This is a genomic window from Pseudomonas sp. LBUM1641 (assembly GCF_059716235.1).
In genome coordinates this window covers 4,692,358-4,715,127 of record NZ_CP166815.1, presented here as the reverse complement: position 1 = coordinate 4,715,127, position 22,770 = coordinate 4,692,358, and the positions used below count along the sequence as shown (strand labels likewise).

Sequence of the window (22,770 nt, the reverse complement as noted above, 5' to 3'; positions counted from 1 at the left end):
GGTTGTCCGATAAAGGTACGTGGGGGAGTCAGGGCCGGGGTGACAGATAGTTATCTGTATTTTCAGCTGCCGCTGTCGGTCCGACGGCTACTGACTTCAGCCGGCACATCGTCCCCGGCCATGCGCTTGCGAAACAACGCGGTCCTGGCCAGTAACAAGGTGGTCACCGGTACCGTGATTGACAGCAGGATCGGAATCAACCAACCGTGCAACACCGGCCCGGACTTGAGCACCGAAAAGTAGATAATCGAGGCCAACGCCACACACCACGCCCCCAGCGTCGAGGCCAGTGCCGGCGGGTGCATGCGCTGAAAGAAGTCCTTCATCCGCAACAGCCCAATCGCTCCAATCAGCGCAAACAGGCTGCTAAGCACCAATAAAACCGCGACGATCACTTCAACCCACAGCGGTAACACACCCACATTGATCATTCGATCACCTCCCCACGCAGCAGGAATTTCGCCAGGGCAAACGACCCCACAAAACCAAACAGCGCAATCAACAATGCCGCTTCAAAATACGTGTCACTGGCATACCGAATGCCCAGCACCAGCATCATCAGCATGGCCAGGATGTACAGGTAATCCAGCGCGAGGACCCGGTCCTGGGCCGACGGGCCTTTGAACAGGCGAATCAACGTCAGCACCATGGCCAGGGAAAACAGGAACAGGCTCAACAGGATCGCATTGGAGAGCAGGGCGCTCATTCGAAGATCTCCATCAGGGGCCGTTCGTAGGCGTGTTTGAAGTGCTCGATAAACTGCGCTTCGTCATCCAGGTCGAACACGTGAATCAGCAGGATGCTGCGGTCCAGGGCCAGTTCCGACCACACGGTGCCCGGCGTCACGCTGGTGATCATCGCCAGCACGGCCAGGCCGTTTGCATCCCGCAGGTCCAGCGGGATCTTGATAAAGCGCGAGCGCGGAGGACGCGAACTGCAGACCAGGATGCCCCAGGCCACGGCAAGATTGGAGAGGATCACGTCACGGCCCACCATGAAGAACAGGCGAAGCATCACGCCCGGGCGGCGGATGCGGATCGGCAACGGGCGCAGCGGCGCCATCATCAGCGGTGCGGCAAAACCGAGAATCGCACCCAGCAGCAGGTTGCCGGGGCTGACAGACAGGTTCAACACCAGCCACAACAACCACAGCGCCAACGACAGCCACGGGGCAGGGAACAGACGCTTCATGGCTGCATCTCCAATGCGGCGGCCTTGGCTTCAGGGCTCGGCACCGGGCGCGTGGCCATGACCGCCATCACATAATGCTCCGGGTTGTTCAGGCTCTCGGCGGCGGCCTGGGTGTAGCGCATCAGCGGCTCGGCCTTGAAGGTCAGGGCGATGCTCAGGCCCAGCAGGAAGAAAATCGGCACGCACTCGAAGCGGCGCAACAGCGGCGACGGGCGTTCTTCCGGGGTCCAGAAACGCTGGATACCGAGGCGGGCGAAGGCGATCAGCGAGGCCAGGCCGGAGAAGATCAACAGCGCCACCAGGCCCCACGCCGCCGGGCGCACCGGTTCGTCGACGGCATTGCCCAGCCCCATCGGGTTGATCAGCGCGCTGAGCAGGCTCAGCTTGCCGATAAACCCGGAAAGCGGCGGCATGCCGATGATCAGCAGGGCACAGGCGATAAAACTCAGGCCGAGGAAGGCGACGGTCCAGGGAATGACCTGGCCGACTACGGCTTTCTGTTCATCGTCGAGGTTGGTGCCGGGCGGTGGATGCAGGGATTCCATGGCCTTGGGCAGGGCTTCGATTTCATCGTCCAGGGGCATGTCGTTGGCCGAGCGCGAACGCTCGATCAGCTCGGCCAGCAGGAACAGCGCGCTCAACGCCAGGGTGGAACTGACCAGATAAAACAGCGCCCCGGCGGTCAGGCTTGGCTGGGCAAACCCCACCGCCGACAGCAGGATCCCGGCGGACACCAGAATGCTCAGGCTGGCCATGCGTTCCAGGCGTTGCGCGGCGATCATCGCCAGCGCCGCGCAGACGATGGTCGCCATGCCGCCATAGATCAGCCAGTCGCCGCCAAACAGCGCCGAGGCACCCGCCTGGCCGGAGAACAGCAGATTCCACAGGCGCAGTACGGTGTACACGCCGACCTTGGTCATGATCGCAAACATCGCCGCCACCGGCGCACTCGCCGAGGAGTAGGCAGGCGCCAGCCAGAAGTTCAGCGGCCACATGCCGGCCTTGGCCAGGAACGCCACGGCGAGGATACCCGCACCGGCGTGCAGCAGGCCGCGATCGGCCTCGGGTACCAGGGGGATTTTCAGTGCCAGGTCGGCAAAGTTCAGGGTGCCGGTGACGCCGTAGATCAGCGCTGCGCCAATCAGGAACAAGGTCGAAGCCAGCAGGTTGATCGAGATGTAATGCAGCCCCGATGACACCCGCGCCCGACCGGAGCCGTGGAGCATCAAGCCGTAGGACGCCGCCAGTAGCACCTCGAAAAACACGAACAGGTTGAACAGGTCGGCGGTCAGGAAGGCGCCATACAGGCCCATCAACTGAATCTGGAACAGTGCATGGAAGCTGGTGCCGGCACGGTCCCAACGGGCCATGGCAAACAACAGCGCGCTGACGCCGATGATCCCGGTGAGCACCAGCATCATCGCCGACAGTTGGTCCACTACCAGCACGATGCCGAATGGCACCTGCCAGTTGCCCGGCAGGTACACACCGATGGAACCGGGGCCGCCTTGCTGGGTCCAGTACAGCAACAGCACGGCAATGCCGAGGCCGACCATGCTGGAGAACAGGTTGATCCGCGCCTTGAGCGGGCGGTGTTTCTCGCCGAGCATCAGCATCAGCGCGGCGGTCAGCAACGGCAGCAGGATCGGCGCGATGATCAGTTGATTCATCCAGGTCATTCCTTGGGCTCCCGGCCATCCACATGGTCAGTGCCGGTCAGGCCCCGGGACGCCAGCAGCACCACCAGGAACAGCGCGGTCATGGCGAAGCTGATCACGATCGCCGTCAGCACCAGGGCCTGGGGCAGCGGATCGGTGTAGTTGAGCAAGTCTTGCGGCACGCCGTCCTTGATGATCGGCTCCTTGCCGATAAACAGGCTGCCCATGCTGAAGATGAACAGGTTGACCCCGTAGGAGAGCAGGCACAGGCCCATTACTACCTGGAACGTTCGTGGCCGCAGGATCAGCCAGACGCCGGAGGCCGCCAGGACCCCAATGGCAATTGCGATGACTTCTTCCATCAGGCGGCTCCTCCTTGGCTGGCAACGGCTTTCGCCTGGTTGCTGGGTTTATGGGCACGCACCGATTGGTGGCCCAGGGCGGTGAGCATCAGCAAGGTCGAGCCGACCACCATGGCGTACACGCCGACGTCGAAGAACAGCGCGCTGGCGACGTGGATGTCGCCCAGCACCGGCAGGCTGAAGTGCCAGGTGTGGGTAGTGAGGAAGGGGTAGCCGGCAAACAGTGCGCCAAGCCCGGTCAACGTTGCCGACAGCAAGCCAAAGCCCATCCAGCGCATCGGTCGCAGGCTCATCTGCGCCTCGACCCACTGGGTGCCGGCAACCATGTATTGCAGGATGAACGCCACCGACATCACCAGCCCGGCAACAAAACCGCCGCCCGGTTGGTTGTGGCCACGCATGAACAGGTAGAACGAGACAACCAGGGCAATCGGCAGCAGCAGGCGCACCAGCACGGCCGGCACCATCATGAAGCCCAAGGCGGTGTCGCTGGCCTGGCGCGGGTTGACCAGGTCGGTGGCTACGTCGGGTGCCAACTGGCGCTGTTGCGCTGGCAATTCCATGCTTTCTTTCGAAGGGCGGAAGCGGCGTAGCAGGGCGTAGACAGTCAGCGCCACGGCGCCGAGCACGGTAATTTCGCCCAGGGTGTCGAACCCACGGAAGTCCACCAGCATCACGTTCACCACATTGCTGCCGCCGCCTTCGGGCAGGGCACGGCTGAGGTAGAAAGACGAGATATCGTTCGGGGTCTGGCGGGTCAGCATCGCGTAGGAGAGCAGCGCCATGCCGCCACCAACAACGGTGGACAGGAGGAAGTCCCGCAGACGGCGGATGCGTGCCTTACGCAACGAGCTCGGCAGTGGCGAAACTTCTTCGATCCGCCGTGGCAGCCAGCGCAGGCCCAGCAGGATCAGCACGGTGGTGACCACTTCCACCACCAATTGGGTCAGCGCCAGGTCCGGCGCGGAGAACCAGACGAAAGTCACGCAGGTCATCAGGCCGCACACGCTGACCATGGTCAGGGCCGCCAGCCGGTGGTACTTGGCTTGCCAGGCGGCGCCCAAGGCGCAGGCAATTGCCAGCAACCACAGGGTGACGAACACGATGGAACCCGGGATCTTTGGCCGGTCGCCCCAACTGATACCGCTGTAGAGCATTGGGATCAAGCCGGCGATCACCGCCGCCAGCACCAGCAGGAACAACTGGGTTTGCAGGCGCTTGGTGCTGATGCGTTTTTCGATCTTGCGCACCCCGCGCATCATCACCACCAGGCAGCGCTCGAAGCCGCGCTTGCCGTTGAAGTAGCTGATGATCGGCGGGTATTTGAAGCGGCCCAGCTTGAGCTGCTTGCGCAGCAGCAGGTAGAGCACGACACCGCCGGACATGGCCACCAGGCTCATGATCATTGGTGCGTTCCAGCCGTGCCAGATGGCGAGGCTGTACTCCGGCAGCTCGCCGCCGACCACCGGCAGGGCGGCAGCCGCGAGGATCGAACCGACCACCTGGGCCGGGAAAATCCCCACCAGCAGGCAGGTAAACACCAGCAATTCCACCGGCGCGCGCATCCAGCGTGGTGGCTCGTGCGGAGTATGAGGCAGGTTGGTGGCTTTAGGGCCGAAGAACACATCCACGGTAAAGCGCAGGGCATAGGCCACGCTGAAGGTACCGGCGATAGTCGCGATAACCGGCAGGGCGATTTCAACCCAGGCAGTGGCGGAGATAAATACGGTTTCGGCGAAGAACATTTCCTTGGACAGGAAACCGTTGAGCAGCGGCACGCCGGCCATGGACGCACTGGCGACCATCGCCAGCGTCGCGGTAAACGGAATCAGCTTCACCAAGCCGCTGAGCTTGCGAATGTCACGGGTGCCGCTTTCGTGGTCGATGATCCCCGCCGCCATGAACAGCGACGCCTTGAAGGTGGCGTGGTTGAGGATATGGAATACCGCGGCGACGGCAGCCAGCGGGCTGTTGAGGCCCAGCAGCAAGGTGATCAGCCCGAGGTGGCTGATGGTGGAGTAGGCCAAAAGGCCCTTGAGATCGTTCTGGAACATGGCGCAATAAGCGCCGAGCAGCAGGGTAATGGCGCCGGCACCGCCGACAATCCAGAACCACTCTTCGCTGCCGGACAGCGACGGCCACAGGCGGGCCAGCAGGAACACGCCGGCCTTCACCATCGTTGCCGAGTGCAGGTAGGCCGACACCGGCGTCGGTGCAGCCATGGCGTGGGGCAGCCAGAAGTGGAAGGGGAATTGCGCACTTTTGCTCAGGGCGCCGATCAGCACCAGGGCTAGCATGATCGGGTACAGCGAATGGGCACGGATCTGATCACCTGCAGCCAGGACCTGGTCCAGGTCGTAGCTGCCGACGATATGCCCGAGCAGCATCACCCCTGCCAGCAGGCACAAGCCGCCTGCGCCGGTGACCATCAGCGCCATATAGGCGCCACGCCGGGCATCGGCGCGGTGGTGCCAGTAGCCGATCAACAGGAACGAGAACAGGCTGGTGAGCTCCCAGAAAAACACGATCTGGATCAGGTTGCCGGAAATCACCAGGCCAAGCATGGCGCCCATAAACGCCAGAAAAAACGCGAAGAAACGCGGCACCGGGTCTTCCGGCGACATGTAATAACGGGCGTACAGCGACACCAGGGTCCCGATGCCCAGTACCAGCATCGAGAACAACCAGGCGAAACCGTCCATGCGCAATACGAAGTTCAGCCCGAGGCTGGGCAACCACATGAATTCTTCACGTATCACACCACCGTGGGCGATCTGGGGGTAGAGCAGGGCGACTTGAACAGTCCCGACCAGGGCAACGAGGCCGGCCAACAGGGACTCTGTATTACGTGCGTTGTGCGGCAGCAAGGCCGCGAGACAGCTGCCGATAAAGGGCAGAAGCAGTAGAACTATCAGGGACATAGGCTTCTAATCTGCGGGAGTTTGGGATGCATCATACGTGCCGGAATCTTGATCACCAAACGGCAAGATGTGGCAGGATCCTACAAGGTAGGCTGAAAAAGACTGTTTGGCATTGTTTCAGTGGGTGGGACAGCAAACCCTAGCCCTGGGTTTCCTGTTCCAACTCATCCTGCGCTTCAAGCGCTTTCTGCCCCCGGGTTTTCATCTCACTGACAATCACCGCCGCCACAATCAACGCCGCGCCCACCATGGCAATCGGCGGGAAGCGTTCGCCGGCAATCCGCCCGACCACGCCGGCCCACACCGGCTCACCGGCATAAATCAGTGTGGCGCGAGTCGGCGAGACGCTTTTCTGCGCCCAGTTCATCGCCACCTGAATCACCGCGCTGGTCAGCCCCAGGCCCACCGCGCTGAACAGCAGCAACCAGGAAAACCCCGGCAGCGCCTCTCCCATGGGCACCACCATCAGGAACGACAGCACTGAGGCCGTGGCCAGTTGCACCACCGTCACCCGGCGTACATCCACCTGCCCGGCAAAGGCGCTGATCAGGATGATCTCGGCGGCAATCGCCACCGCACCGATCAGCGTGGCGATTTCACCGGGGCTGAAATTCAGTGATGCCCCGGCCGGGCCGGTCAGCAGCATCAGCCCGGTAAACGCGAGCATGATGCCGATGCTCGGCATCAACCCCGGCCGCCGTCCCAGCACCAGCCATTGCAGCAGCGGCACGAACGGCACATACAGCGCAGTAATAAATGCCGACTGGCTGCTCAGGATCGTCTGCAAGCCAATGGTCTGCAAACCGTAGCCAAACATGATCGCCACACCGATAAAGCACCCGGCCTTCAACTCAAACAGCGTCAGGCCTCGCAGGCTGCGCAATGAGAACGCCCCGACGATCACAGCCGCCGCCGCAAACCGCAGGCCGACAAAAAACATCGGTCCGCTCACGGCCATGGCGTGCTGCACCAGCAAAAAGGTGCCGCCCCAAAACATGGTGATCACCACCAATACACATTCGGCTTTGCTGAAACGGGAAAAAAAGGGGGAGGTGGTCATGGCGGCTCGGTCTTGCACAGTAGGGGCGCGGACCGCACAATGCGCCGCAAGCTGGGCAGTATACTGCGCAACCCCACCCTGTGAGCAATATAGTGCACAAAGAAAATCCACAACGGGCCTCGGTCCTGCAACACGTCAGCCAGAACGTTCGGCGTTTGCGCCATGCGGCCGAATTGAGCCAGACGGCGTTGTCCGAAAAGTCCGGTGTCAGCCGGCGCATGCTGGTGGCAATCGAGGCGGGGGAGAAGAACGTCAGCCTGTCGACCCTTGACCGAGTGGCCGAAGCCCTGGACGTGGCCTTCAGCGACCTGATCCAGGCCCCGGATGCCGCTGATCACAGCCGTATCAACGAACTGGCCTGGGCCGGTGACATCCCCGGCAGCAAAGCCGTGCTGCTGGCCAAAGCCACCGCGCGTCGCGAAGTGGAACTATGGGAGATGCGCCTGGAGCCCGGCGATCGCTACATGCCCGAGCCGGACCCCGAGGGCTGGAGCGTGCAGTTGTTTGTGTTCGAAGGCACGCTGACGCTGGTGCTGGGTGATGAGGAAAAAAACGTCGCCACCGGTGAGTTCCTGATGTTCGCCAGTCGCTACCTTCACGCCTATCGCAATGACGGCGACGTGGCGGTGCGGTTTGTGCGTAACGTGGTGATTTAAGACTCTCGGTTTTAAGTGTTGTCAACTGTCAGATTTCACAGCTTACATCAGCGTTGGGTTGAATCTAGTGTGGGAGTTACTGCTCAGAGAACTGGCTCAATCGGAGCGCGGGAGGAAGGGGCAGCTGGCTTCACTAAATGGAGAGCAGACTGATGACAACGCAAGACTCAAAGCACATAAAGAGTAGTGACTTGCTTCCCCGTCCACGGATTAATCCCTCTTACGGAAACCATGTGAATTATCCCGAGATGCAGGGTGGGCAAGCCTCGATCATTATTCCCGCGTATCCGGGACTGGCCATCGGGCAAACAATCAGGTGGACGGTCAGGGGGAATGGCTTGCTGTTTGGTTACATCGAGGTAGAGTCGCTGGAGAACCAATACAAAGCTGTTGTGAACGGTACTGTCTTCCGCCATGAGGTGGTGGAGGGAAAATATAGCGTGCGTCAAGATGGACATGACGAGCGTCCTTCTGACCACAGTTTTTATATCGTGAACGACCGTCCTACCGACGCCTGAGTGGTAGTGAGTTGGCTTTCAATACCGAAGTCAGTGTCGCCGGTATTGAAAGCCACCACGGGGCCTTGCTCCCGAATGATCAACTGTTGGCAGCGCAACAGTGGTTGGACACTTTGCTGTTTTGAACCGCCAACGACTTCCCTGATTTACCGGCAACCCGCTGATTTCATTGATCATTGGATTCAGGCACGACTCCTGCAATTACCCCAGTATCTCTCTGGAGCCTGGAGTCGGCCCATGTCAGCCCAACCCCTGCAACCTGCCCACATCATTCGTTCAGACGCCGAAGCCATTGCCGTCGCCACCGAGCTGGCCAAGCGTTTTGCCGTCGAGGCCGGTGTGCGTGACCGCGAACGACGCCTGCCGGTAGCCGAGCTGGATGAATTTTCCGCCAGCGGCCTGTGGGGCATCACCATTCCCAAGGCCTACGGTGGCGCCGGGGTGTCCAATGTGACGGTGGCCGAGGTGATCAAGCTGATATCCGCCGCCGACCCGTCGCTGGGGCAAATTCCGCAGAACCACCTGGGCGTCGTCGACATCCTCCTGCAAACCGCCAGCGAGGAACAAAAGCAGCACTACTTCGCGAAGGTCTTGCAGGGTTATCGCTTCGGTAATGCCTTCTCCGAGGCCAAGAGCAAAAACGCCGGCACCTTTGATACGCAAGTGCGCTTTGACGGCGACAGCGCGTACATCAATGGCGAGAAGTTCTACTGCACCGGCGCACTGTTCGCCCATATCGTGCCGACTGTGGGCGTCAACGAAAAAGACCAGGCCTTCATTGCCTTTGTCGAACGCGACGCGCCGGGCCTGCAAGTGGTCGACAGTTGGGACGGGTTTGGCCAACGTACCACCGCCAGCGGGGGCGTGACCCTCGACGGCGTGAAGGTGCCGCTCAGTGCGGTGATTCCCGCCCACCAGGCCTTCGATCAGCCCACCGCCAACGGCCCGATTTCGCAAATCATCCAGGCGGCCGTCGACACAGGCATCGCCCTCGGTGCCCTGGAACAAGCCAAGATTCATGCCCGCCAGGCCCGGCCCTGGATCGACAGCCAGCAGGATCACGGCTGGCAAGACCCGTTCACCATTGCCGCCATAGGCGACCTGGAATGGCGGGTCCACGGCACCGAAGCGATCCTCGCCAAGGCCGGCGTTGCCGTAGACCAGGCCTTGGCCAATCCCAACGAAGACACGGTGGCCAACGCGTCGCTGGTGGTCGCCCAGGCCAAGGTGTTGTCGGCGGAAACCGCGCTGCTCGCCAGCAGCAAGCTCTTCGAACTGGCTGGCACCCGCTCGGTGTCCGGCAAGCACAACCTCGACCGTTTCTGGCGCAACGCACGCACCCACACCCTGCATGACCCGGCCCGCTGGAAATACCACCTGATCGGCAACTTCGTGCTCAACGGCGTCAAGCCTGCACGCCATGCCTGGAACTGAGGAGCTTTATCCATGACCGCACTGAATCAGGCGCGCCAACTGCTGGAAAGCACCCGGCGCTTTGTCGAGAAAAGTGATGACCCCTACGTGATCAGCCGCTTCGGCGATTTGCAGATTCGCGTGGAGGTCGCGGCCGCTTTGTTTGAACGTGCCGAAACCCACCCCAGCCCGGTTGCCCTCACCGAAGCGCAGATCGCAGCCGCCGAAGCCCTCATCGCCGCCAGCAACGCCGAATTCGAACTCACCGGCCAGCGCACCGTACTGCCACCCACCCTTGATGATCCCTTGCGCTGGAAATACCAGATTGTCGGCAACTACCACCTCAACGGTGTCGCCCCCCGGAGTACTGTTTAATGCCTCGTGAAATCCGCTTGAATGCCTTCGACATGAACTGTGTCGGCCACCAGTCACCGGGTTTGTGGGCGCACCCGCGTGACCGCTCGTGGCAGTACAAGGACCTGGAATACTGGACCGACCTGGCGAAAATCCTCGAGCGCGGCAAGTTCGACGGCCTGTTTATCGCCGACGTGCTGGGCATCTACGACGTCTACAACGGCAACGGTGACGCGGCGATTCGCCAGGCCACCCAAGTGCCGGTCAACGACCCACTGTCGCTGATCGCACCGATGGCGCTGGTCACCGAACACCTGGGTTTTGGCCTGACGGCTTCACTGTCCTTCGAGCACCCGTACCCGTTCGCCCGGCGCCTTTCCACCCTCGATCACCTGACCAAGGGCCGCGTCGGCTGGAACATTGTCACCTCGTACCTGGAAAGCGGCGCGAAGAACCTCGGCCAGAAAGCCCAGACCGAACACGACGCGCGCTACGACTACGCCGAGGAATACCTGGAGGTTTGCTACAAACTCTGGGAAGGCAGCTGGGAAGAGGGCGCCGTGTTACGCGACCGCGAGCGGCGGATCTTCAGTGATCCGAGCAAGATCCACGAGATCCGTCACGTCGGCAAACACTTCCAGGTGCCCGGCATTCACCTCTGCGAGCCTTCGCCACAACGCACCCCGGTGCTGTACCAGGCCGGCGCTTCCAGCCGGGGCAAGCAGTTCGCCGCCGAGCAGGCCGAATGCGTCTTCGTCGCCGCACCGTCGAAAGTGCTGCTGAAGAAAACCGTCGCTGACATCCGCCGGCGTGCGGCTGAGGCAGGCCGTGATCCAAAGAAAATCCTGATCTTCAACCTGCAGACCGTGATCGTTGCCGAAACCGACGCCAAGGCCAAGGCCAAGTTCGACGAATACAAATCCTACGTCAGCTATGAAGGCGCAATGGCCCTGATCTCCGGCTGGACCGGTATCGATTTCAGCCAGTTCAAGCCCGATGAACCCCTCAAGCATGTGCACACCAACGCCATTCAATCGGCCGTGGAAGCCTTCTCCACCGCAGACCCGAACAAGGTCTGGACCCCGAATGAACTGGCAGACTGGGTCGGCATCGGCGGCTTCGGCCCGTTGTTTGTCGGCGGCCCGGAAACCGTGGCCGACCTGTTGCAGGAGTGGGTTGAGGAGACCGATGTGGATGGCTTCAACCTGGCCTATGCATTGACCCACGAAACCTTTATCGATGCAGTCGAGTTGCTGGTGCCTGAGCTGCAGAAGCGCGGTGTGTACAAAACTGAATACGCCCAAGGCACCCTGCGGGAAAAGTTATTTGGAGACGGCGCGCGGTTGGCGGACAACCATACCGGGGCCAGCTATCGTGACCTTGGTCTCTTGCGCAAGACAAACGTCGCATAGCAGCTGTCGAGCCTTGGCGAGGCTGCGTCAGCGGCCTGCCTGACACACCGCAAACGCAACCTCGCCAAGGCTCGGCAGCTGCTACGTGAGTCAACCCGGCCAGCGGACCACCGCATGCTCGTTTCACCAATAGGAGCATCACCCTATGAGCGTGCATGAACTCGAACTTCCGCTGGATGTGGAATGGCCCGCCGAACGGGTCACGATGTTGCCCAAGGCATTGGCGCAGTTGCACCATTGGGCGCAGGTGACCCCGTTGCACAACGCCCTGCGCCACAAACGTGACGGCCAGTGGTACGCCTGGCGCTGGATTGACACCCTGCGCGACGTCGAGCGTCTGGCCGATGGCTTGCGTCAGCAGGGTTTTACCGAGCAGTCGCGGCTGGCCCTGAGCGGTGCCTTCGAACCCGGTTTGTTGCTGCTGGCCCTGGCCGCCCAGGTGATCGGTGGCCAAATTCTGACCCTGGCGGACGACCTGGAGCCCGCCGCCTTGCAGCAACAGGTGTGGCGCATTCGTCCTACCCACGCGTACATCCATGGGCTGCTGCCGGTGGCGCTTGTGCGACAGGTCGGCCCCGTGGACACCTCGCAACGGCTCTGCCGCTGGTGGCAGCCATCCGGCAAAACCCAATTGTGGAGCGAGGAGAGCACCCACTGGCAAGGCGGCTTGGCGGCGGTGCTGGCGCAATGGCTGAGCAGCGGCCAAAGCCTGGGCTTCCCGCAGTCGGGCTGAACTAGGCGTCCCGGGTCGATGTGCTGGATACTGCGCGGGGCGATTTTTACCACAACCATTCAGGCAGACAGTAAGGGCGCAATTTCATGAGTGAAACCGAACGCGGACAGGCGACGAGCGCCATTCGCAACGCTGATGTGCTGATTGTCGGCGGCGGCTTGAGCGGGACGATGCTGGCGGTGCAACTGCTGCGCCTGCCGGGCAAGCGGCAGATCCTGGTGATTGAGCCGCGTCAGGAACTGGGGCGCGGCGAGGCCTACAGTGCGGTGGAACTCGGCCACACCCTGAACGGCAACGCCGCACGCATGAGCGTCGACCCGGACAACGCCGATGACCTGACCCAATGGCTGACGGATTACATTGCCAAAGGCGGTTGGCCGGAGTCGGACCAACAACACGTGCCCATCAGCGAACTGTTTCCGCCCCGCGGAATTTTTGGCTTGTATGCGCAACAACGGCTGGCGGAGGCCAGGGCGCTATCGGCGTCGACCGTCGAGCATGTCCGGGCTGAGGTGACAGACCTTGAGGTGGATGAACACGCCACGCTGCTGACCTTGAGCGACGGCCAGCAACTGCGCGGTGCGTTTGCCGTGTTAGCCACCGGCATGTTCCCGGCAGCGCGTACACCTCAGACCGAATCCAGCGGCTTGAATGCCGCGGCGGTCGACCCGTGGGATGTGCAGGCCATGATCCAATTGGACCCGCACTCCACGGTGCTGATCATCGGTTCCGGGCTGACCATGGTGGATGCCGTAGTCTCACTGGAACAGGCCGGCCATCGCGGGCCCATCGAGATTTTTTCGCGCCACGGCCTGCTGCCCCACGTGCGCCGGCAGCCGCCGGCCTGGGTCGATTTCCTGGGAGAAGACCACCGCTTGCGCAGCCCTCGGCAATTGCTGCGGGAAGTACGCCGCCAATGCAAGCTCGCGCTGGAGCAGGGGATTGACTGGCAAGCGCCGCTGGACACCGTGCGCGCCAATATCGGGCGTTTGTGGAGCCAGGCCAGCGAGGCCGAGAAACGCCAGTTCGTGTGGCATATTCGGCCTTGGTGGGAAAGCCATCACCACCGCTCGCCACCCCTGAGTGCCGAGTTGGTGGCGCGGTTGCAGGGGGAAGGGCGGTTGCGGATTCGGGCAGCTTCGTACAAGGGGCTGGTGCCTTCCGAGGGTGATGTCACCATCCGGCTGCGCCCTCGTGGCGAGCAGGAAGTCGTCCAGGTGTCAGGGGCGGCGCTGATCAACTCCAGCGGGATTGAATATGACTGGCGGCGGGTGGCCAGGCCGCTGCCCCGACAGTTGCTCAAACGTGGGTTGATTCAACCCGGGCCGTTGGCCTTGGGGATTGCGGCGGCTGTGTCGGGGGCGGTGCTGGATGCCAACGGGCAGGTCAGCCAGCGACTGTTTGCCATGGGCCCACCGTTGCGCGGGATGTGGTGGGAAAGTACCGCGGTGACGGATGTAGCGATCCAGGCCAAGGCCCTCGCCGCCAGGTTGGCACACCTCTAAATCTAATGTGGGAGCTGGCTTGCCTGCGATAGCGGTGGGTCAGCTGCATCTTTATCAACTGACAGATTGCTATCGCAGGCAAGCCAGCTCCTACAGGTCGGGGTTCATGGCCCGACCTTCACAAACCCCGGCTTCAACCCAAACACCTCCACCCCCTGCGCCGTCGACTGCCCGGTTTTCACCGTCACTCGCTCCATCGGCTTATCCATCGCCGCGCGATATTCCACAGTCGTCACCCCATCCCCGCGACTGATCGCCTGGGCCGGTACGACAATCGCCTGGTCATTGTTGTAGGTCACGATGGTCAACCGCGCACTCATCCCCAGCCGCACCCGTTGCAGTTGTTGCGCAGTCAGCTTGGGAATCGACAGGGTTACCGGAAACTGCGCGCTGCCCTGGCTGTCGCTGGCAATCGCCAAGCCACTGACCACACTGACCGACCCCGTCAGCCGTTCCCCGTCAAACCCGTCGCCCATTACCTCCACGGCCTGGCCCTGATGCAACTGGTTGATATCCAGCTCCGAGACCTTGGCGACGATTTTCAGCTTCTCGATGTTCGCCAGCCCAAACAGCACCTGGCCCTGGCTGACCTTGCTCCCGGCCTGCACCGGCGTGTTGTTGTTCCCGCCACCCTGGGCCGATGAGTTACTGCCCGGCGCCGGCACCACAATGCCGGAGAACGGCGCCTTGACCTCCTTGCCATCCAGCAAGGTGCGCAGGGCGTCATATTTCACCGTGGCGTTGGTCAGCTCCATATCGGCGATCTGTCGGTATTCGCCCTTGCCTTGCTCCATCGCCTGTTGCAGTTCGCCACGGGCGGCCACCAGGTCCAGCTGTTGCTGGGTGGCCTGTTGCTTGAGGTCATCGAGTTCGTTGCGCGGGATGATGCCGCGCTTGAACAGGTTCTCGCTTTCGGTGAGTTTGCGCTGGGTGTTGCTGGCGGTCATCTCGGCGGTGCGCAGGGTGCGGCGGGCGCGCCCGACTTGCTGGCCGCTGTCCCAGTCCTGCATTTCCTGCACGGTGCGTCGGGCCTTGAGCTGCGCCGAGAGGGCGTCGCGCAGTTGCACTTCAACGGTGGCCGGGTCCATGCGCAGCAGCACCTGGCCGGCTTCCACCCGCTGGCCCTGTTCCACCAGGTTGGCCTGCACATTGCCGTCGAACGGCGCGGTGAGGGTGATGGTGGTGTCAGGCTCGATCTTGCCCACCAGGCCGATCTGATGCACCAGTGGGTCGACTTTCACCTCCAGCCACTGTTCGGCGTTGCCGGGCGGGTTGGCGGCCGGGCTTTGACGGCTGAGCAGCGTGATGCCGACACCGGCCACCAGCACAATCAACACGGCACCCAGCAGGCGCTTTTTATTAGTAGTCATTGAGGGCGATTTCCCAACTTTCCAGGGTCATGCCCAGGGTCAGGTCGAACTGAGTCTGGGCGTTCAAATAGGCAATCAGTGCATTGAGTCGCGAGTTCTCGGCGTTGCGCAGGTCGGTTTCGAAACTCAGTACCTGGAAGTTGGTGGAGCGCCCGGCGCTGAGTTTTTCCCGTTCGATTTCGATCTTGCGCTTGGACAACTCCACCGCCCGCTGTGAAATTTCATACTGACGCCAGCGGGTGCCCAGGTCGCGCACCACGTCGTTGACGTCGCGCTCCAGTTGCTGGCGGGCGTCGGCGATGATGATCTCCTGGTTTTCCACGTCGACTCGCGCGTGCACCTCGGCCTGGCGGGTGCTGATATCACCGATGGGAATCTGCACCTGCACACCGGCGTAGCTGTCCCAGCGCCGGTTATTCGAAGAGCCGTTGTCGTTGTCGGTGGCGGCCCGAATCTGGTTGGCGCCGGCCACCAGGTCCACTTGCCAGCGTCCGGAGTCCTTGGCGATCACCAGGTTGAGGTCGGCCTGCTGGCTGCCGAGCAGGGTGGCGAGGTATTCCGGTTGCTGGTTCTGCGCCAGGAGGAAAGCCTGGTGCTTGTCGATGTCCATGCGCTTGGCTTCAAGGGCTTCGGTAGCACGGATAGGTGTCGACAGGTCGAGGGCCAGCAGGCGCAGCAGGGCCAGGCGGCTGGTGTCCAGTTGGTTCTGGGCTTCTTCCACCCCCAGTTGCTGGGTGGCGATATCGGCTTCGGTCTGCACGATCTCGAACTCGGCCATGCGCCCGGCACTGATCAGCGCCTTGTTGACCTCCAGCAAGGTGTCGGAGCGCTTGAGGGCGTCCTGGACGATGCTTAACTGTTCCTGGGCCCGCAGCAGTTCGCGGTAGGTGGCGATGATATTGCTGATGGTCTGCGCCACGTTGGCCTTGAGGTTCAGGCGGTTGGCCTGCTCCGCCAGGCGTGACAGGCGCAGCGGCGCGGTGGTGGCGTTCCAGCCGGCGCCACGCATCAGGGGCTGGATCACCGACAGGTCGAGGCCGTCGCTGCGGTAGCGCCCGGCGCGATCGGCATTGTTCAGTTGCTGGGTCCAGTTCATGCTCAGCCGCGTGCCGTACTCACTGAGCAAGGTGGCATTGGGCGCGAGGTTGGCGTTGCGGGAGCTGTCTTCAGTGCCTTTAGTGGTGCGGTAGTAGCTGTTCAGGGTCAGCTTGGGGTTGAAGGTGTCTTCGGCCACCCGCAGGTCGAATTTCTGCGCCACCCGCTGCAGGTAGGCGCTGCGAATCGCCGGGTTGTTGCGCAGGCCCAGGTACACCGCATCCCCCAGGGTCAGGGTGGTGGACTGGGCATTCAGCGACACACTGCGTTCGTAGCCACTGCGGGTGGTACTGGGCGCGGAGGGGCGAATCACCACGTCGGCGGCCACGCTGTGCAAGCTCACCAGGGCGATCAACAACAGCAGCCGTTTATTCATCGCGCAGGGCCTCCACCGGCTGCAGCCGCGAGGCGGAGACTGCCGGGTAGATCCCGAAAAACAGGCCTACCAGCAACGTACTCCCCACCCCCAGCGGCAGCGCGGCCACCGCCAGGGAAAACTGCCAGCCGGACAGCCAGGCATACAGATACGCGGCGGTCATGCCCAGCACTGCGCCGCACAGTGCCCCCACGGCAGTCAACGTCACGGCCTCCAGCAGGAACAGGTTGCGAATGTCTCGTTGGCGCGCGCCGAGGGCCATGCGAATCCCGATTTCCCGGCGTCGTTCCGAGACGTTCATCAGCATCACGTTCATCACCCCGACGCCGCCGCCCACCAGGGATATCGCGCCCAAGGCCAGCAGCAGGTAGGCGAAGGTGCGGCTTTGCCGGGTCATGCCGTCGATCATTTGCTGGGGCACCTGGATGTCGACATCGTGGTCGGTGAGTTGGCTGCTTAGCGCCACGGTCGCCTCTTGGGCAACACGTTCCATATCCTGGCCGGGAGTGGCGCGGATAATCACATTGCCGACTTGCGGGCTGGCATAGATCCGGCGCATGCCCGGGGCGGGCAAGAACAGCGATTCGTTGGCCTGTACCGGGATCAGCATCGCCCGGGGCTGGCTGTGCAGAATCCCGACCACCAGGAACAGGTAATCGTTGATGCGCACCCGGTCGCCCAGTTGCAGCGGGTCGCCGGGCGCGCTCAAGGCCTGGACGATTTGGTCACCGATCACCACATAGGTTTCGCCCGCATCGAAACTCGACAGGAAACGCCCGTCGCGCACGGATAGACGCATCGCGTCCTTCAAGTCTGGCGTCGTGCCAACAAAGCTTGCGTTGAAGGTGCGGCCGTGGAACACCACTGGCCCGCTGAACAGCGAGACCGAGGCGATATGGGCGATGCCGGGCACGCTACGGCGCACGGCTTCCAGGTCGAGGCTGGCCGGCATCTGTGCGTTGCTGGCGCCTTTGGGTGGAAATTGCGCCACCAGGGTGTCGGTGCCCATGTCCTTGAAAATCATCGCCGCGTCCTCGGCGGCGTTGTGCCCGATATTGATCAGTGCCACCACCGAGGAACTGCCGATGACGATACCCAACAGGGCCAGGATCGAGCGCTTGCCCAGGGTGCGCAGGCTGACAAACGCCTCGTGCAGCAACTGGCTCAGGCTTTGTTCGATCCGCAGGCTCATAGGCGCCCGGCCTCTTGCACCACGCCATTACGCACCAGGATCTTGCGATTCAGGCGCTCGGCGATGTGCGGGTCGTGGGTGACAATAATCAGCGTCACCTGCTGCTCGCGATTGAGCGCCAGCAGCAGGTCCATGATCTCCTGGGCGGTGGTGCTGTCGAGGTTGCCGGTGGGTTCGTCGGCGAGGATCACCGACGGGTTGCCGACCAACGCCCGCGCGATGGCGACCCGTTGGCGCTGGCCGCCGGAAAGGTCGGCCGGGCGATGGTGAGCACGGTCGGCCAGGCCCACTTGGTCGAGCATGCGCAAAGCCTGTTCCACCGAGTCATGGCGTGATACGCCGCGATAGCTCAGGGGCAGGGCAACGTTGTCCAGTGCACTGAGGCGTGGCAGCAAGTTGAAGCTTTGAAAGACGAAACCGATCTGCTGATTGCGGATCGCGGCCAGTTGGTCGGGGCTGGCGCTGAAGATGTCATGGCCGGCAAAGCGGTACTGGCCACAGTCGGGCAAGTCGAGCAGGCCGAGGATATTGAGCAGGGTACTTTTACCGGAGCCGGACGCGCCGAGAATGCCGCAGCTGTCGCCGGTTTCGATGGCCAGGCATACATCGGTGAGAATCGACAGGTGTTGCCCGGCCAGCTGATAGCTTTTGCCGATGCCTTGCAGGGAGATGAAGCCTGGGTGCGCGGGGGTATCTGTCATCGTGACTACGCCTGCAGCCTCGACAGCGCCGTGCTTCCCCCGAAAATCCTTGTAACAAGTTCAGGAGCCGCCTGGTACGCGTCACGGACTGGTTTTATTTCTTGTTTTTAAAATATTGTTTGAATACTAACCGCGATCCAGCTGTTCCGCCAGCCATGGATATAGAGCGGTTTTACCCTTTGAAACGATTCTTGAAAGAGGCATTTCAAGCGCTTCAAAAGTCCTTCGACTACCCTCAACGAGCCCGTCGCTGTTGGCTTTGAATAGTATGGCGCAGTGTCACTACTTGCTTTCGGGCAGCGGCCCCGGTATAAAAAATCAAATTATTTTTTAAAACAATATTTCCGCAGTGGAACCCCACCCCCTATGGTCGCGAAGAAACTCAGCGCTCCAAACGTTACCAAGACTCGATTGCTGGATGCGACAGAGGCTCTTTTCATCAAATACGGCTATGACGCGGTTTTGTTGCGGCAGATAACCGAAAGGGCCCAGGTCAATCTCGCTGCGGTGAACTACCACTTCGGGGACAAGGATTCCCTGATGAAAACCCTGCTGATGCAGCGCCTGGAGCCGCTCAACGAGCAGCGCCTGGAGTTGCTGGCAAGGTGCGAAGCCGAATCCGACGGCCCGCTGGACTGCGACACCTTGCTCGGTGTGCTGTTCGCGCCGGCCATGGGCCTGGAGCGCAGCGATCCGGCCAGTGGGGAGGGGCGTTCATTCATCCGCTTCCTGGGACGGGTGTACAGCGACACTTCGCCGTTTATCCAGGAATACCTCAAGGTGCATTACCAGCCGGTGTTCCAACGCTTCTTTGAAGCATTCGCCCTGGCCTTGCCGGACTTGCCGCGTAATGAGTTGGGGGTGCGCCTGCAATTTGCCCTCAAGGCAATCTCCGGGGTAATGGCCGGTACCGAGCTGCGTTTGCTGATGAATTCCATGAGCCTGGGGCGGCCGGCGACGGACGCCGAGGTGATGGCCAAGCTGATCACCCTGGTGTCGGCTGCGATTCGCGTGCCGCAGCAAAGCCCTGAAGCTGAAACGGCTCTGGCGCGGGTGCTCGACACTCAGCGTGCGATTCGTGAGCAAGCGTCGTCGCCTGTCAACAAGGTTGCTCGCTGACACATCAAGGCCGGCTCGCAATGAGCCGGCTTGCTTGATCCACCTGTACACATCCTTGCGAAAACTCAAATCCCGGGCAAAAAAAAGCCCGCTGGGGCGGCGGGCCTTGATGTGCAACGTTTGTAACGGATGAGGCTTTACCCTACGTCTCTGGATGTGAATAAAACGTGAAAAATATGTAAGAGAAAGTGTGAAGTCTAATGGCTTGTGTAAACCCGACAAATGGCTGTCAGCGTTGACAGTGAGCCCGGCCAATAAAGTCCAAAAGGTACTTGCTCACCCGTTCCGGCGCATCCTCCATCAGAAAGTGCCCGGCGTTCTCCACCACGTGCAGCTCTGCCCCACGAATGTCCTGTTGCAAGCGATGTGCATAAACCAGCGGCTGCCATTCATCTTCAGCGCCCCACAAAATCTGCACCGGCATGTCCAGGCCCGGCAGGCGCTCAGCGAAATCGGCGGTATACCGCGAGTCGTAATGCGCCACCTGATGCTGGTAGAACGCCGGCTGGCCGATCACGCCACTGATCGGCGCCAGGTATTCCTCCAGCAGCGCACCCTGCATCACGCTCTTGTCGGACACGGCCATGGCCAGTTGTCGGGTCATCAACGTGCGGTGTTCATCCGGCGCCATGCGCGCATGTTCGGCAAATCGCTGATGAATCCCGCGCCAGGTGGGCGATGGCCACGAGTCATAGCTGGGCGCGTCGGCGACCGTCAATGAGTGCACCCGCTGTGGATGGTCAAGGGCAAACAGCAGCGCGTTGACGCCGCCGATGTCATGGCCCACCAGGTGCACACGCTCGAGCCCCCAGTGGTCCAGCAAATCGCCAATCAAGCGGCTTTGCACAGCCACCGACGTATCCCCCTGGAGTGGACGCTCCGAAGCGCCAAAACCCAACATGTCGAACAAATGGACCTGCATGCCGGCGGCAGTCAGGCGCGGCACCACCTTGCGCCAGATGATGGAGTGGGCGGGCGTGCCGTGCAGCAACAGCACCGGCAGCCCCTCGCCATGGCGGCCAGTGGCAATGCGCCAACCGTTGATCAGAGCGGTTTCGTTAAGCAGGGCAGTCATGGCAAATCCTCGCGGTGAATGAAGGCTTTACCCTAAAGTGCCGCTGGTCATGACGCCAATGACAACTTACTCTCAACCAATCCTGTTTTTGTCATAGGTGTTGATCATGAACCAGCGACTGCCCATCGATGTGCTGCGAGCCCTGCAAACCGTGGTCGAAACCGGCAGCGTCACCCGTGCAGCCGAGCGCCTCAACCTCAGCCAGTCGGCGGTCAGTTGGAGGATCAAGCGCCTGGAGAAACAACTCGAACGGCCATTGATCCAGCGCGAGGGTCAGCGCCTGGTTGCCAGCGACGACGGCGCGCAACTGCTCGTCCACGCCCGGCGCATCATCGAGGCCCACGACGCCGCGTTGGCGCATTTCAACCCAGTGCAATTGCAAGGCTCCATCCGCCTGGGCGCCACCGAACAGGTGCCGATGGCCGAATTGTCGAACTTGCTCGGCCAGTTTTCTCGGCAGCACCGCCAGCTGGATGTGCGGATCGTGGTCGAACAGAGCCACGTGCTGCGCCAGGCCCTGGTGGACCGCGAGCTGGACCTGGCGCTGCACCAGGATTTCATCCCGCATATCGAAGCGCGGGACCAGTTGCTGTGGACCGAACAGGTGCACTGGTGCGCCCGGCCCGGCTGGCAGTACACCGCTGATGCTTGCGTGCGGCTGGTCACCTTCGGCCCCGGCTGCTTTTACCGGCAACTGGCGCAGGAACGCCTGAGTGCAGTGGGGATTCGTTGGCAGGTGGTGGTGGAGTGCGGGTCGGTGGAAGGCGTGGTATCGGCCATCGCCGCCGGGCTGGGCGTCGGCCTGCTCAGCAGCGACCACCTCGACAAGCGCGTGGAAGTGCATCGCCCCTTCGACCAGCAGATGCCGTTGCCCGAAGTGGCGAACGTGTTGCGCTTTGCCGAGCACAGCCCCGAGCCCCGGTTGCAGGCGTTGCAGCAACTGTTGGTACAGGCGCTGCACCGCGGCTGATCAGATTTTCCAATGGCTGGCGGTTTTAGCCAGCCGCTGGCGCATGCCATCAATATTGGCCGCCAGTTGCAGGGTCAATAACCGGTAACCATCCAGGGCGTTGACCACCGGCACTTCAAAGGTCTGCTCGTGGGTCGGCGTACTACTCGGTCGTTCCAGCCGGTCGGTCGCCCCGGATTGCAGCGCCCGTGCCATGCCGATCAACTGCACCCGAATCTGCCGATGCTCGGCCTTCAACCCCACCTGCATCCGCGCCAGGGCTTCCTTGTCCCGTGGATCGGGCCGGGTGTTGCCGAGAATCTCCAGGGTGCTGATGCACATCCGCAAATGCCGCTGCAGGGTGTCCAGCTCGGTCATGGAAATCCGCACTTCCTTGGACACCGACGGCATCAACGAGCGCAATTGCAGCATCGCTGCATTCAGTCGATTCAGCAGCTTGAGGTGCTCATCATCGGTGACCGACTGGCCGCTGATGATCCGGCTATAAATCGCTGCGCAATCGCGCAAGGCACTGGCCAGGTTGTAGCGCCAGGAATACACCGCATACAGCGGCAGGGCGAAGGAAAACGCCAGGGCCAGCACGATGCCGATCAGAATGTCGACGGTGCGCCACAACCCGTCCGACAACGGATTGTCGCCATGGCCGGCGACGATAAACACGGTGATTGCCGACAACAACGCAATGTACCCACCCTTGCCGATGGCGTGATAGGAAAAGAACCCGCACACCACCGACATCAGCAAATAGGTCAACAGCGGCTGGCCCAGGTACGTCTCCTGCACCACCAGCAGCAAGCCGACGCTGGCACCAATCAACGTCCCGTAGGCGCGTTCGACGGCTTTCTTGCCGATATTGCCGTGGTGCTGCAAACCGCCGATCACGATCAGCATCGTCACCGAGGCCCATTCACCGTGGGGCAGGTTGATGCCGGTGGTGAGCAGGATCGTCGCGAGCAACCCAATGGAAACCCGTACCGCATGGATCAATTTGGCGTGACGGTAGCGCCGATACGGGTCCAGCAGCGGGCGCAGCAAGCGGCGCGCGAAGAGGGGCAAGTGCAGGTTCATCAATCTGGATGTGGCCTCGTC

At 62.0% G+C, this 22,770-nt stretch carries 22 protein-coding genes; 9 read left to right on the top strand and 13 right to left on the bottom strand.

The window, feature by feature from the left end:
* Positions 1-62 precede the first annotated feature (62 nt).
* From ACA046_RS21695 to ACA046_RS21665, 7 genes are all read right to left on the bottom strand, one after another.
* Positions 63-431, bottom strand: a complete 369-nt coding sequence (locus tag ACA046_RS21695) for a Na+/H+ antiporter subunit G (protein ID WP_017476995.1) — start codon at positions 429-431, stop codon at positions 63-65.
* Positions 428-706, bottom strand: coding sequence for a K+/H+ antiporter subunit F (locus ACA046_RS21690; RefSeq protein WP_010209507.1), 279 nt, complete (start codon positions 704-706; stop codon positions 428-430). Before ACA046_RS21690 ends, ACA046_RS21695 begins: the two co-directional genes overlap by 4 nt.
* Positions 703-1,191, bottom strand: a complete 489-nt coding sequence (locus ACA046_RS21685) for a Na+/H+ antiporter subunit E (RefSeq protein WP_459022330.1) — start codon at positions 1,189-1,191, stop codon at positions 703-705. The genes ACA046_RS21690 and ACA046_RS21685 overlap by 4 nt, the downstream gene beginning before the upstream one ends.
* The gene (locus ACA046_RS21680) at positions 1,188-2,870 is read right to left on the bottom strand and encodes a monovalent cation/H+ antiporter subunit D (protein ID WP_497674938.1); all 1,683 of its coding nucleotides are present in this window, start codon (positions 2,868-2,870) and stop codon (positions 1,188-1,190) included. Before ACA046_RS21680 ends, ACA046_RS21685 begins: the two co-directional genes overlap by 4 nt.
* Positions 2,867-3,211, bottom strand: coding sequence for a Na+/H+ antiporter subunit C (locus ACA046_RS21675; RefSeq protein ID WP_003192163.1), 345 nt, complete (start codon positions 3,209-3,211; stop codon positions 2,867-2,869). Before ACA046_RS21675 ends, ACA046_RS21680 begins: the two co-directional genes overlap by 4 nt.
* The gene (locus ACA046_RS21670; protein WP_076014178.1) at positions 3,211-6,132 is read right to left on the bottom strand and encodes a monovalent cation/H+ antiporter subunit A; all 2,922 of its coding nucleotides are present in this window, start codon (positions 6,130-6,132) and stop codon (positions 3,211-3,213) included. Before ACA046_RS21670 ends, ACA046_RS21675 begins: the two co-directional genes overlap by 1 nt.
* A gap of 139 nt (positions 6,133-6,271) precedes the next feature.
* Positions 6,272-7,192 carry a DMT family transporter gene (locus ACA046_RS21665; protein WP_459022325.1) on the bottom strand — a complete coding sequence of 307 codons (921 nt, stop codon included), beginning with the start codon at positions 7,190-7,192 and terminating at the stop codon, positions 6,272-6,274.
* Positions 7,193-7,284: 92 nt separating this feature from the next.
* Between ACA046_RS21665 and ACA046_RS21660 the strand changes: the two genes are divergently transcribed.
* From ACA046_RS21660 to ACA046_RS21630, 7 genes are all read left to right on the top strand, one after another.
* Positions 7,285-7,848: a helix-turn-helix domain-containing protein gene (locus ACA046_RS21660; protein WP_003211741.1), complete on the top strand. Its 564-nt coding sequence runs from the start codon at positions 7,285-7,287 to the stop codon at positions 7,846-7,848.
* 152 nt (positions 7,849-8,000) lie between these two features.
* Positions 8,001-8,366: a GreA/GreB family elongation factor gene (locus ACA046_RS21655; protein ID WP_459022322.1), complete on the top strand. Its 366-nt coding sequence runs from the start codon at positions 8,001-8,003 to the stop codon at positions 8,364-8,366.
* A 237-nt stretch (positions 8,367-8,603) separates the two neighbouring features.
* On the top strand, positions 8,604-9,800 hold the full coding sequence (locus tag ACA046_RS21650) for an SfnB family sulfur acquisition oxidoreductase (protein WP_497674937.1): 1,197 nt from the start codon (positions 8,604-8,606) through the stop codon (positions 9,798-9,800).
* A 12-nt stretch (positions 9,801-9,812) separates the two neighbouring features.
* Positions 9,813-10,154 (top strand): acyl-CoA dehydrogenase, encoded by a 342-nt coding sequence (locus ACA046_RS21645; RefSeq protein ID WP_497674936.1) that lies wholly within the window; start codon positions 9,813-9,815, stop codon positions 10,152-10,154.
* Positions 10,154-11,545 (top strand): LLM class flavin-dependent oxidoreductase, encoded by a 1,392-nt coding sequence (locus ACA046_RS21640; protein WP_497674935.1) that lies wholly within the window; start codon positions 10,154-10,156, stop codon positions 11,543-11,545. The genes ACA046_RS21645 and ACA046_RS21640 overlap by 1 nt, the downstream gene beginning before the upstream one ends.
* 145 nt (positions 11,546-11,690) lie before the next feature.
* Positions 11,691-12,278, top strand: a complete 588-nt coding sequence (locus ACA046_RS21635; protein WP_497674934.1) for a hypothetical protein — start codon at positions 11,691-11,693, stop codon at positions 12,276-12,278.
* A gap of 86 nt (positions 12,279-12,364) precedes the next feature.
* Positions 12,365-13,783, top strand: coding sequence for an FAD/NAD(P)-binding protein (locus ACA046_RS21630; protein ID WP_497674933.1), 1,419 nt, complete (start codon positions 12,365-12,367; stop codon positions 13,781-13,783).
* A gap of 104 nt (positions 13,784-13,887) precedes the next feature.
* On the opposite strand, the gene ACA046_RS21625 is transcribed toward ACA046_RS21630, so the two are convergent.
* From ACA046_RS21625 to ACA046_RS21610, 4 genes are read right to left on the bottom strand one after another with little or no spacing between them, the layout of a single operon-like run.
* Positions 13,888-15,153 carry an efflux RND transporter periplasmic adaptor subunit gene (locus tag ACA046_RS21625; protein ID WP_459022312.1) on the bottom strand — a complete coding sequence of 422 codons (1,266 nt, stop codon included), beginning with the start codon at positions 15,151-15,153 and terminating at the stop codon, positions 13,888-13,890.
* Entirely contained in the window at positions 15,143-16,624 is a 1,482-nt protein-coding gene (locus ACA046_RS21620) for a TolC family protein (protein ID WP_167663121.1), read from the bottom strand. The genes ACA046_RS21625 and ACA046_RS21620 overlap by 11 nt, the downstream gene beginning before the upstream one ends.
* A complete protein-coding gene (locus tag ACA046_RS21615; RefSeq protein WP_318303159.1) occupies positions 16,617-17,816 on the bottom strand; it encodes an ABC transporter permease in 1,200 nt (399 codons plus the stop codon). The genes ACA046_RS21620 and ACA046_RS21615 overlap by 8 nt, the downstream gene beginning before the upstream one ends.
* Complete coding sequence (locus ACA046_RS21610) at positions 17,813-18,517, bottom strand: ABC transporter ATP-binding protein (protein WP_459022307.1); 705 nt, start codon at positions 18,515-18,517, stop codon at positions 17,813-17,815. Before ACA046_RS21610 ends, ACA046_RS21615 begins: the two co-directional genes overlap by 4 nt.
* Before the next feature lie 366 nt (positions 18,518-18,883).
* On the opposite strand from ACA046_RS21610, the gene ACA046_RS21605 reads away from it, so the two are divergent.
* A complete protein-coding gene (locus ACA046_RS21605) occupies positions 18,884-19,636 on the top strand; it encodes a TetR/AcrR family transcriptional regulator (RefSeq protein ID WP_076014166.1) in 753 nt (250 codons plus the stop codon).
* 229 nt (positions 19,637-19,865) lie between these two features.
* Here ACA046_RS21605 and ACA046_RS21600 read toward each other — a convergent pair whose 3' ends face one another.
* A complete protein-coding gene (locus ACA046_RS21600) occupies positions 19,866-20,711 on the bottom strand; it encodes an alpha/beta fold hydrolase (protein ID WP_459022305.1) in 846 nt (281 codons plus the stop codon).
* 106 nt (positions 20,712-20,817) lie between these two features.
* Here ACA046_RS21600 and ACA046_RS21595 point away from each other — a divergent pair, with 106 nt between their 5' ends.
* Positions 20,818-21,681, top strand: a complete 864-nt coding sequence (locus tag ACA046_RS21595) for a LysR family transcriptional regulator (RefSeq protein ID WP_497674932.1) — start codon at positions 20,818-20,820, stop codon at positions 21,679-21,681.
* Here the strand turns inward: ACA046_RS21595 and ACA046_RS21590 are convergent, their stop codons facing one another.
* A complete protein-coding gene (locus tag ACA046_RS21590) occupies positions 21,682-22,743 on the bottom strand; it encodes an FUSC family protein (RefSeq protein WP_459029359.1) in 1,062 nt (353 codons plus the stop codon). It abuts the gene before it with no gap.
* Between the last annotated feature and the right edge of the window lie 27 nt (positions 22,744-22,770).

What these genes read in the sequence shown, in the direction of transcription:
- ACA046_RS21690 (WP_010209507.1), bottom strand. Translation starts at nt 706, where the DNA reads ATGAGCGCCCTGCTCTCCAATGCGATCCTGTTGAGCCTGTTCCTGTTT.
- ACA046_RS21645 (WP_497674936.1), top strand. Translation starts at nt 9,813, where the DNA reads ATGACCGCACTGAATCAGGCGCGCCAACTGCTGGAAAGCACCCGGCGC.
- ACA046_RS21670 (WP_076014178.1), bottom strand. Translation starts at nt 6,132, where the DNA reads ATGTCCCTGATAGTTCTACTGCTTCTGCCCTTTATCGGCAGCTGTCTC.
- ACA046_RS21640 (WP_497674935.1), top strand. Translation starts at nt 10,154, where the DNA reads ATGCCTCGTGAAATCCGCTTGAATGCCTTCGACATGAACTGTGTCGGC.
- ACA046_RS21695 (WP_017476995.1), bottom strand. Translation starts at nt 431, where the DNA reads ATGATCAATGTGGGTGTGTTACCGCTGTGGGTTGAAGTGATCGTCGCG.
- ACA046_RS21635 (WP_497674934.1), top strand. Translation starts at nt 11,691, where the DNA reads ATGAGCGTGCATGAACTCGAACTTCCGCTGGATGTGGAATGGCCCGCC.
- ACA046_RS21620 (WP_167663121.1), bottom strand. Translation starts at nt 16,624, where the DNA reads ATGAATAAACGGCTGCTGTTGTTGATCGCCCTGGTGAGCTTGCACAGC.
- ACA046_RS21615 (WP_318303159.1), bottom strand. Translation starts at nt 17,816, where the DNA reads ATGAGCCTGCGGATCGAACAAAGCCTGAGCCAGTTGCTGCACGAGGCG.
- ACA046_RS21610 (WP_459022307.1), bottom strand. Translation starts at nt 18,517, where the DNA reads ATGACAGATACCCCCGCGCACCCAGGCTTCATCTCCCTGCAAGGCATC.
- ACA046_RS21630 (WP_497674933.1), top strand. Translation starts at nt 12,365, where the DNA reads ATGAGTGAAACCGAACGCGGACAGGCGACGAGCGCCATTCGCAACGCT.
- ACA046_RS21655 (WP_459022322.1), top strand. Translation starts at nt 8,001, where the DNA reads ATGACAACGCAAGACTCAAAGCACATAAAGAGTAGTGACTTGCTTCCC.
- ACA046_RS21680 (WP_497674938.1), bottom strand. Translation starts at nt 2,870, where the DNA reads ATGACCTGGATGAATCAACTGATCATCGCGCCGATCCTGCTGCCGTTG.
- ACA046_RS21600 (WP_459022305.1), bottom strand. Translation starts at nt 20,711, where the DNA reads ATGACTGCCCTGCTTAACGAAACCGCTCTGATCAACGGTTGGCGCATT.
- ACA046_RS21595 (WP_497674932.1), top strand. Translation starts at nt 20,818, where the DNA reads ATGAACCAGCGACTGCCCATCGATGTGCTGCGAGCCCTGCAAACCGTG.
- ACA046_RS21650 (WP_497674937.1), top strand. Translation starts at nt 8,604, where the DNA reads ATGTCAGCCCAACCCCTGCAACCTGCCCACATCATTCGTTCAGACGCC.
- ACA046_RS21625 (WP_459022312.1), bottom strand. Translation starts at nt 15,153, where the DNA reads ATGACTACTAATAAAAAGCGCCTGCTGGGTGCCGTGTTGATTGTGCTG.
- ACA046_RS21605 (WP_076014166.1), top strand. Translation starts at nt 18,884, where the DNA reads ATGGTCGCGAAGAAACTCAGCGCTCCAAACGTTACCAAGACTCGATTG.
- ACA046_RS21675 (WP_003192163.1), bottom strand. Translation starts at nt 3,211, where the DNA reads ATGGAAGAAGTCATCGCAATTGCCATTGGGGTCCTGGCGGCCTCCGGC.
- ACA046_RS21665 (WP_459022325.1), bottom strand. Translation starts at nt 7,192, where the DNA reads ATGACCACCTCCCCCTTTTTTTCCCGTTTCAGCAAAGCCGAATGTGTA.
- ACA046_RS21685 (WP_459022330.1), bottom strand. Translation starts at nt 1,191, where the DNA reads ATGAAGCGTCTGTTCCCTGCCCCGTGGCTGTCGTTGGCGCTGTGGTTG.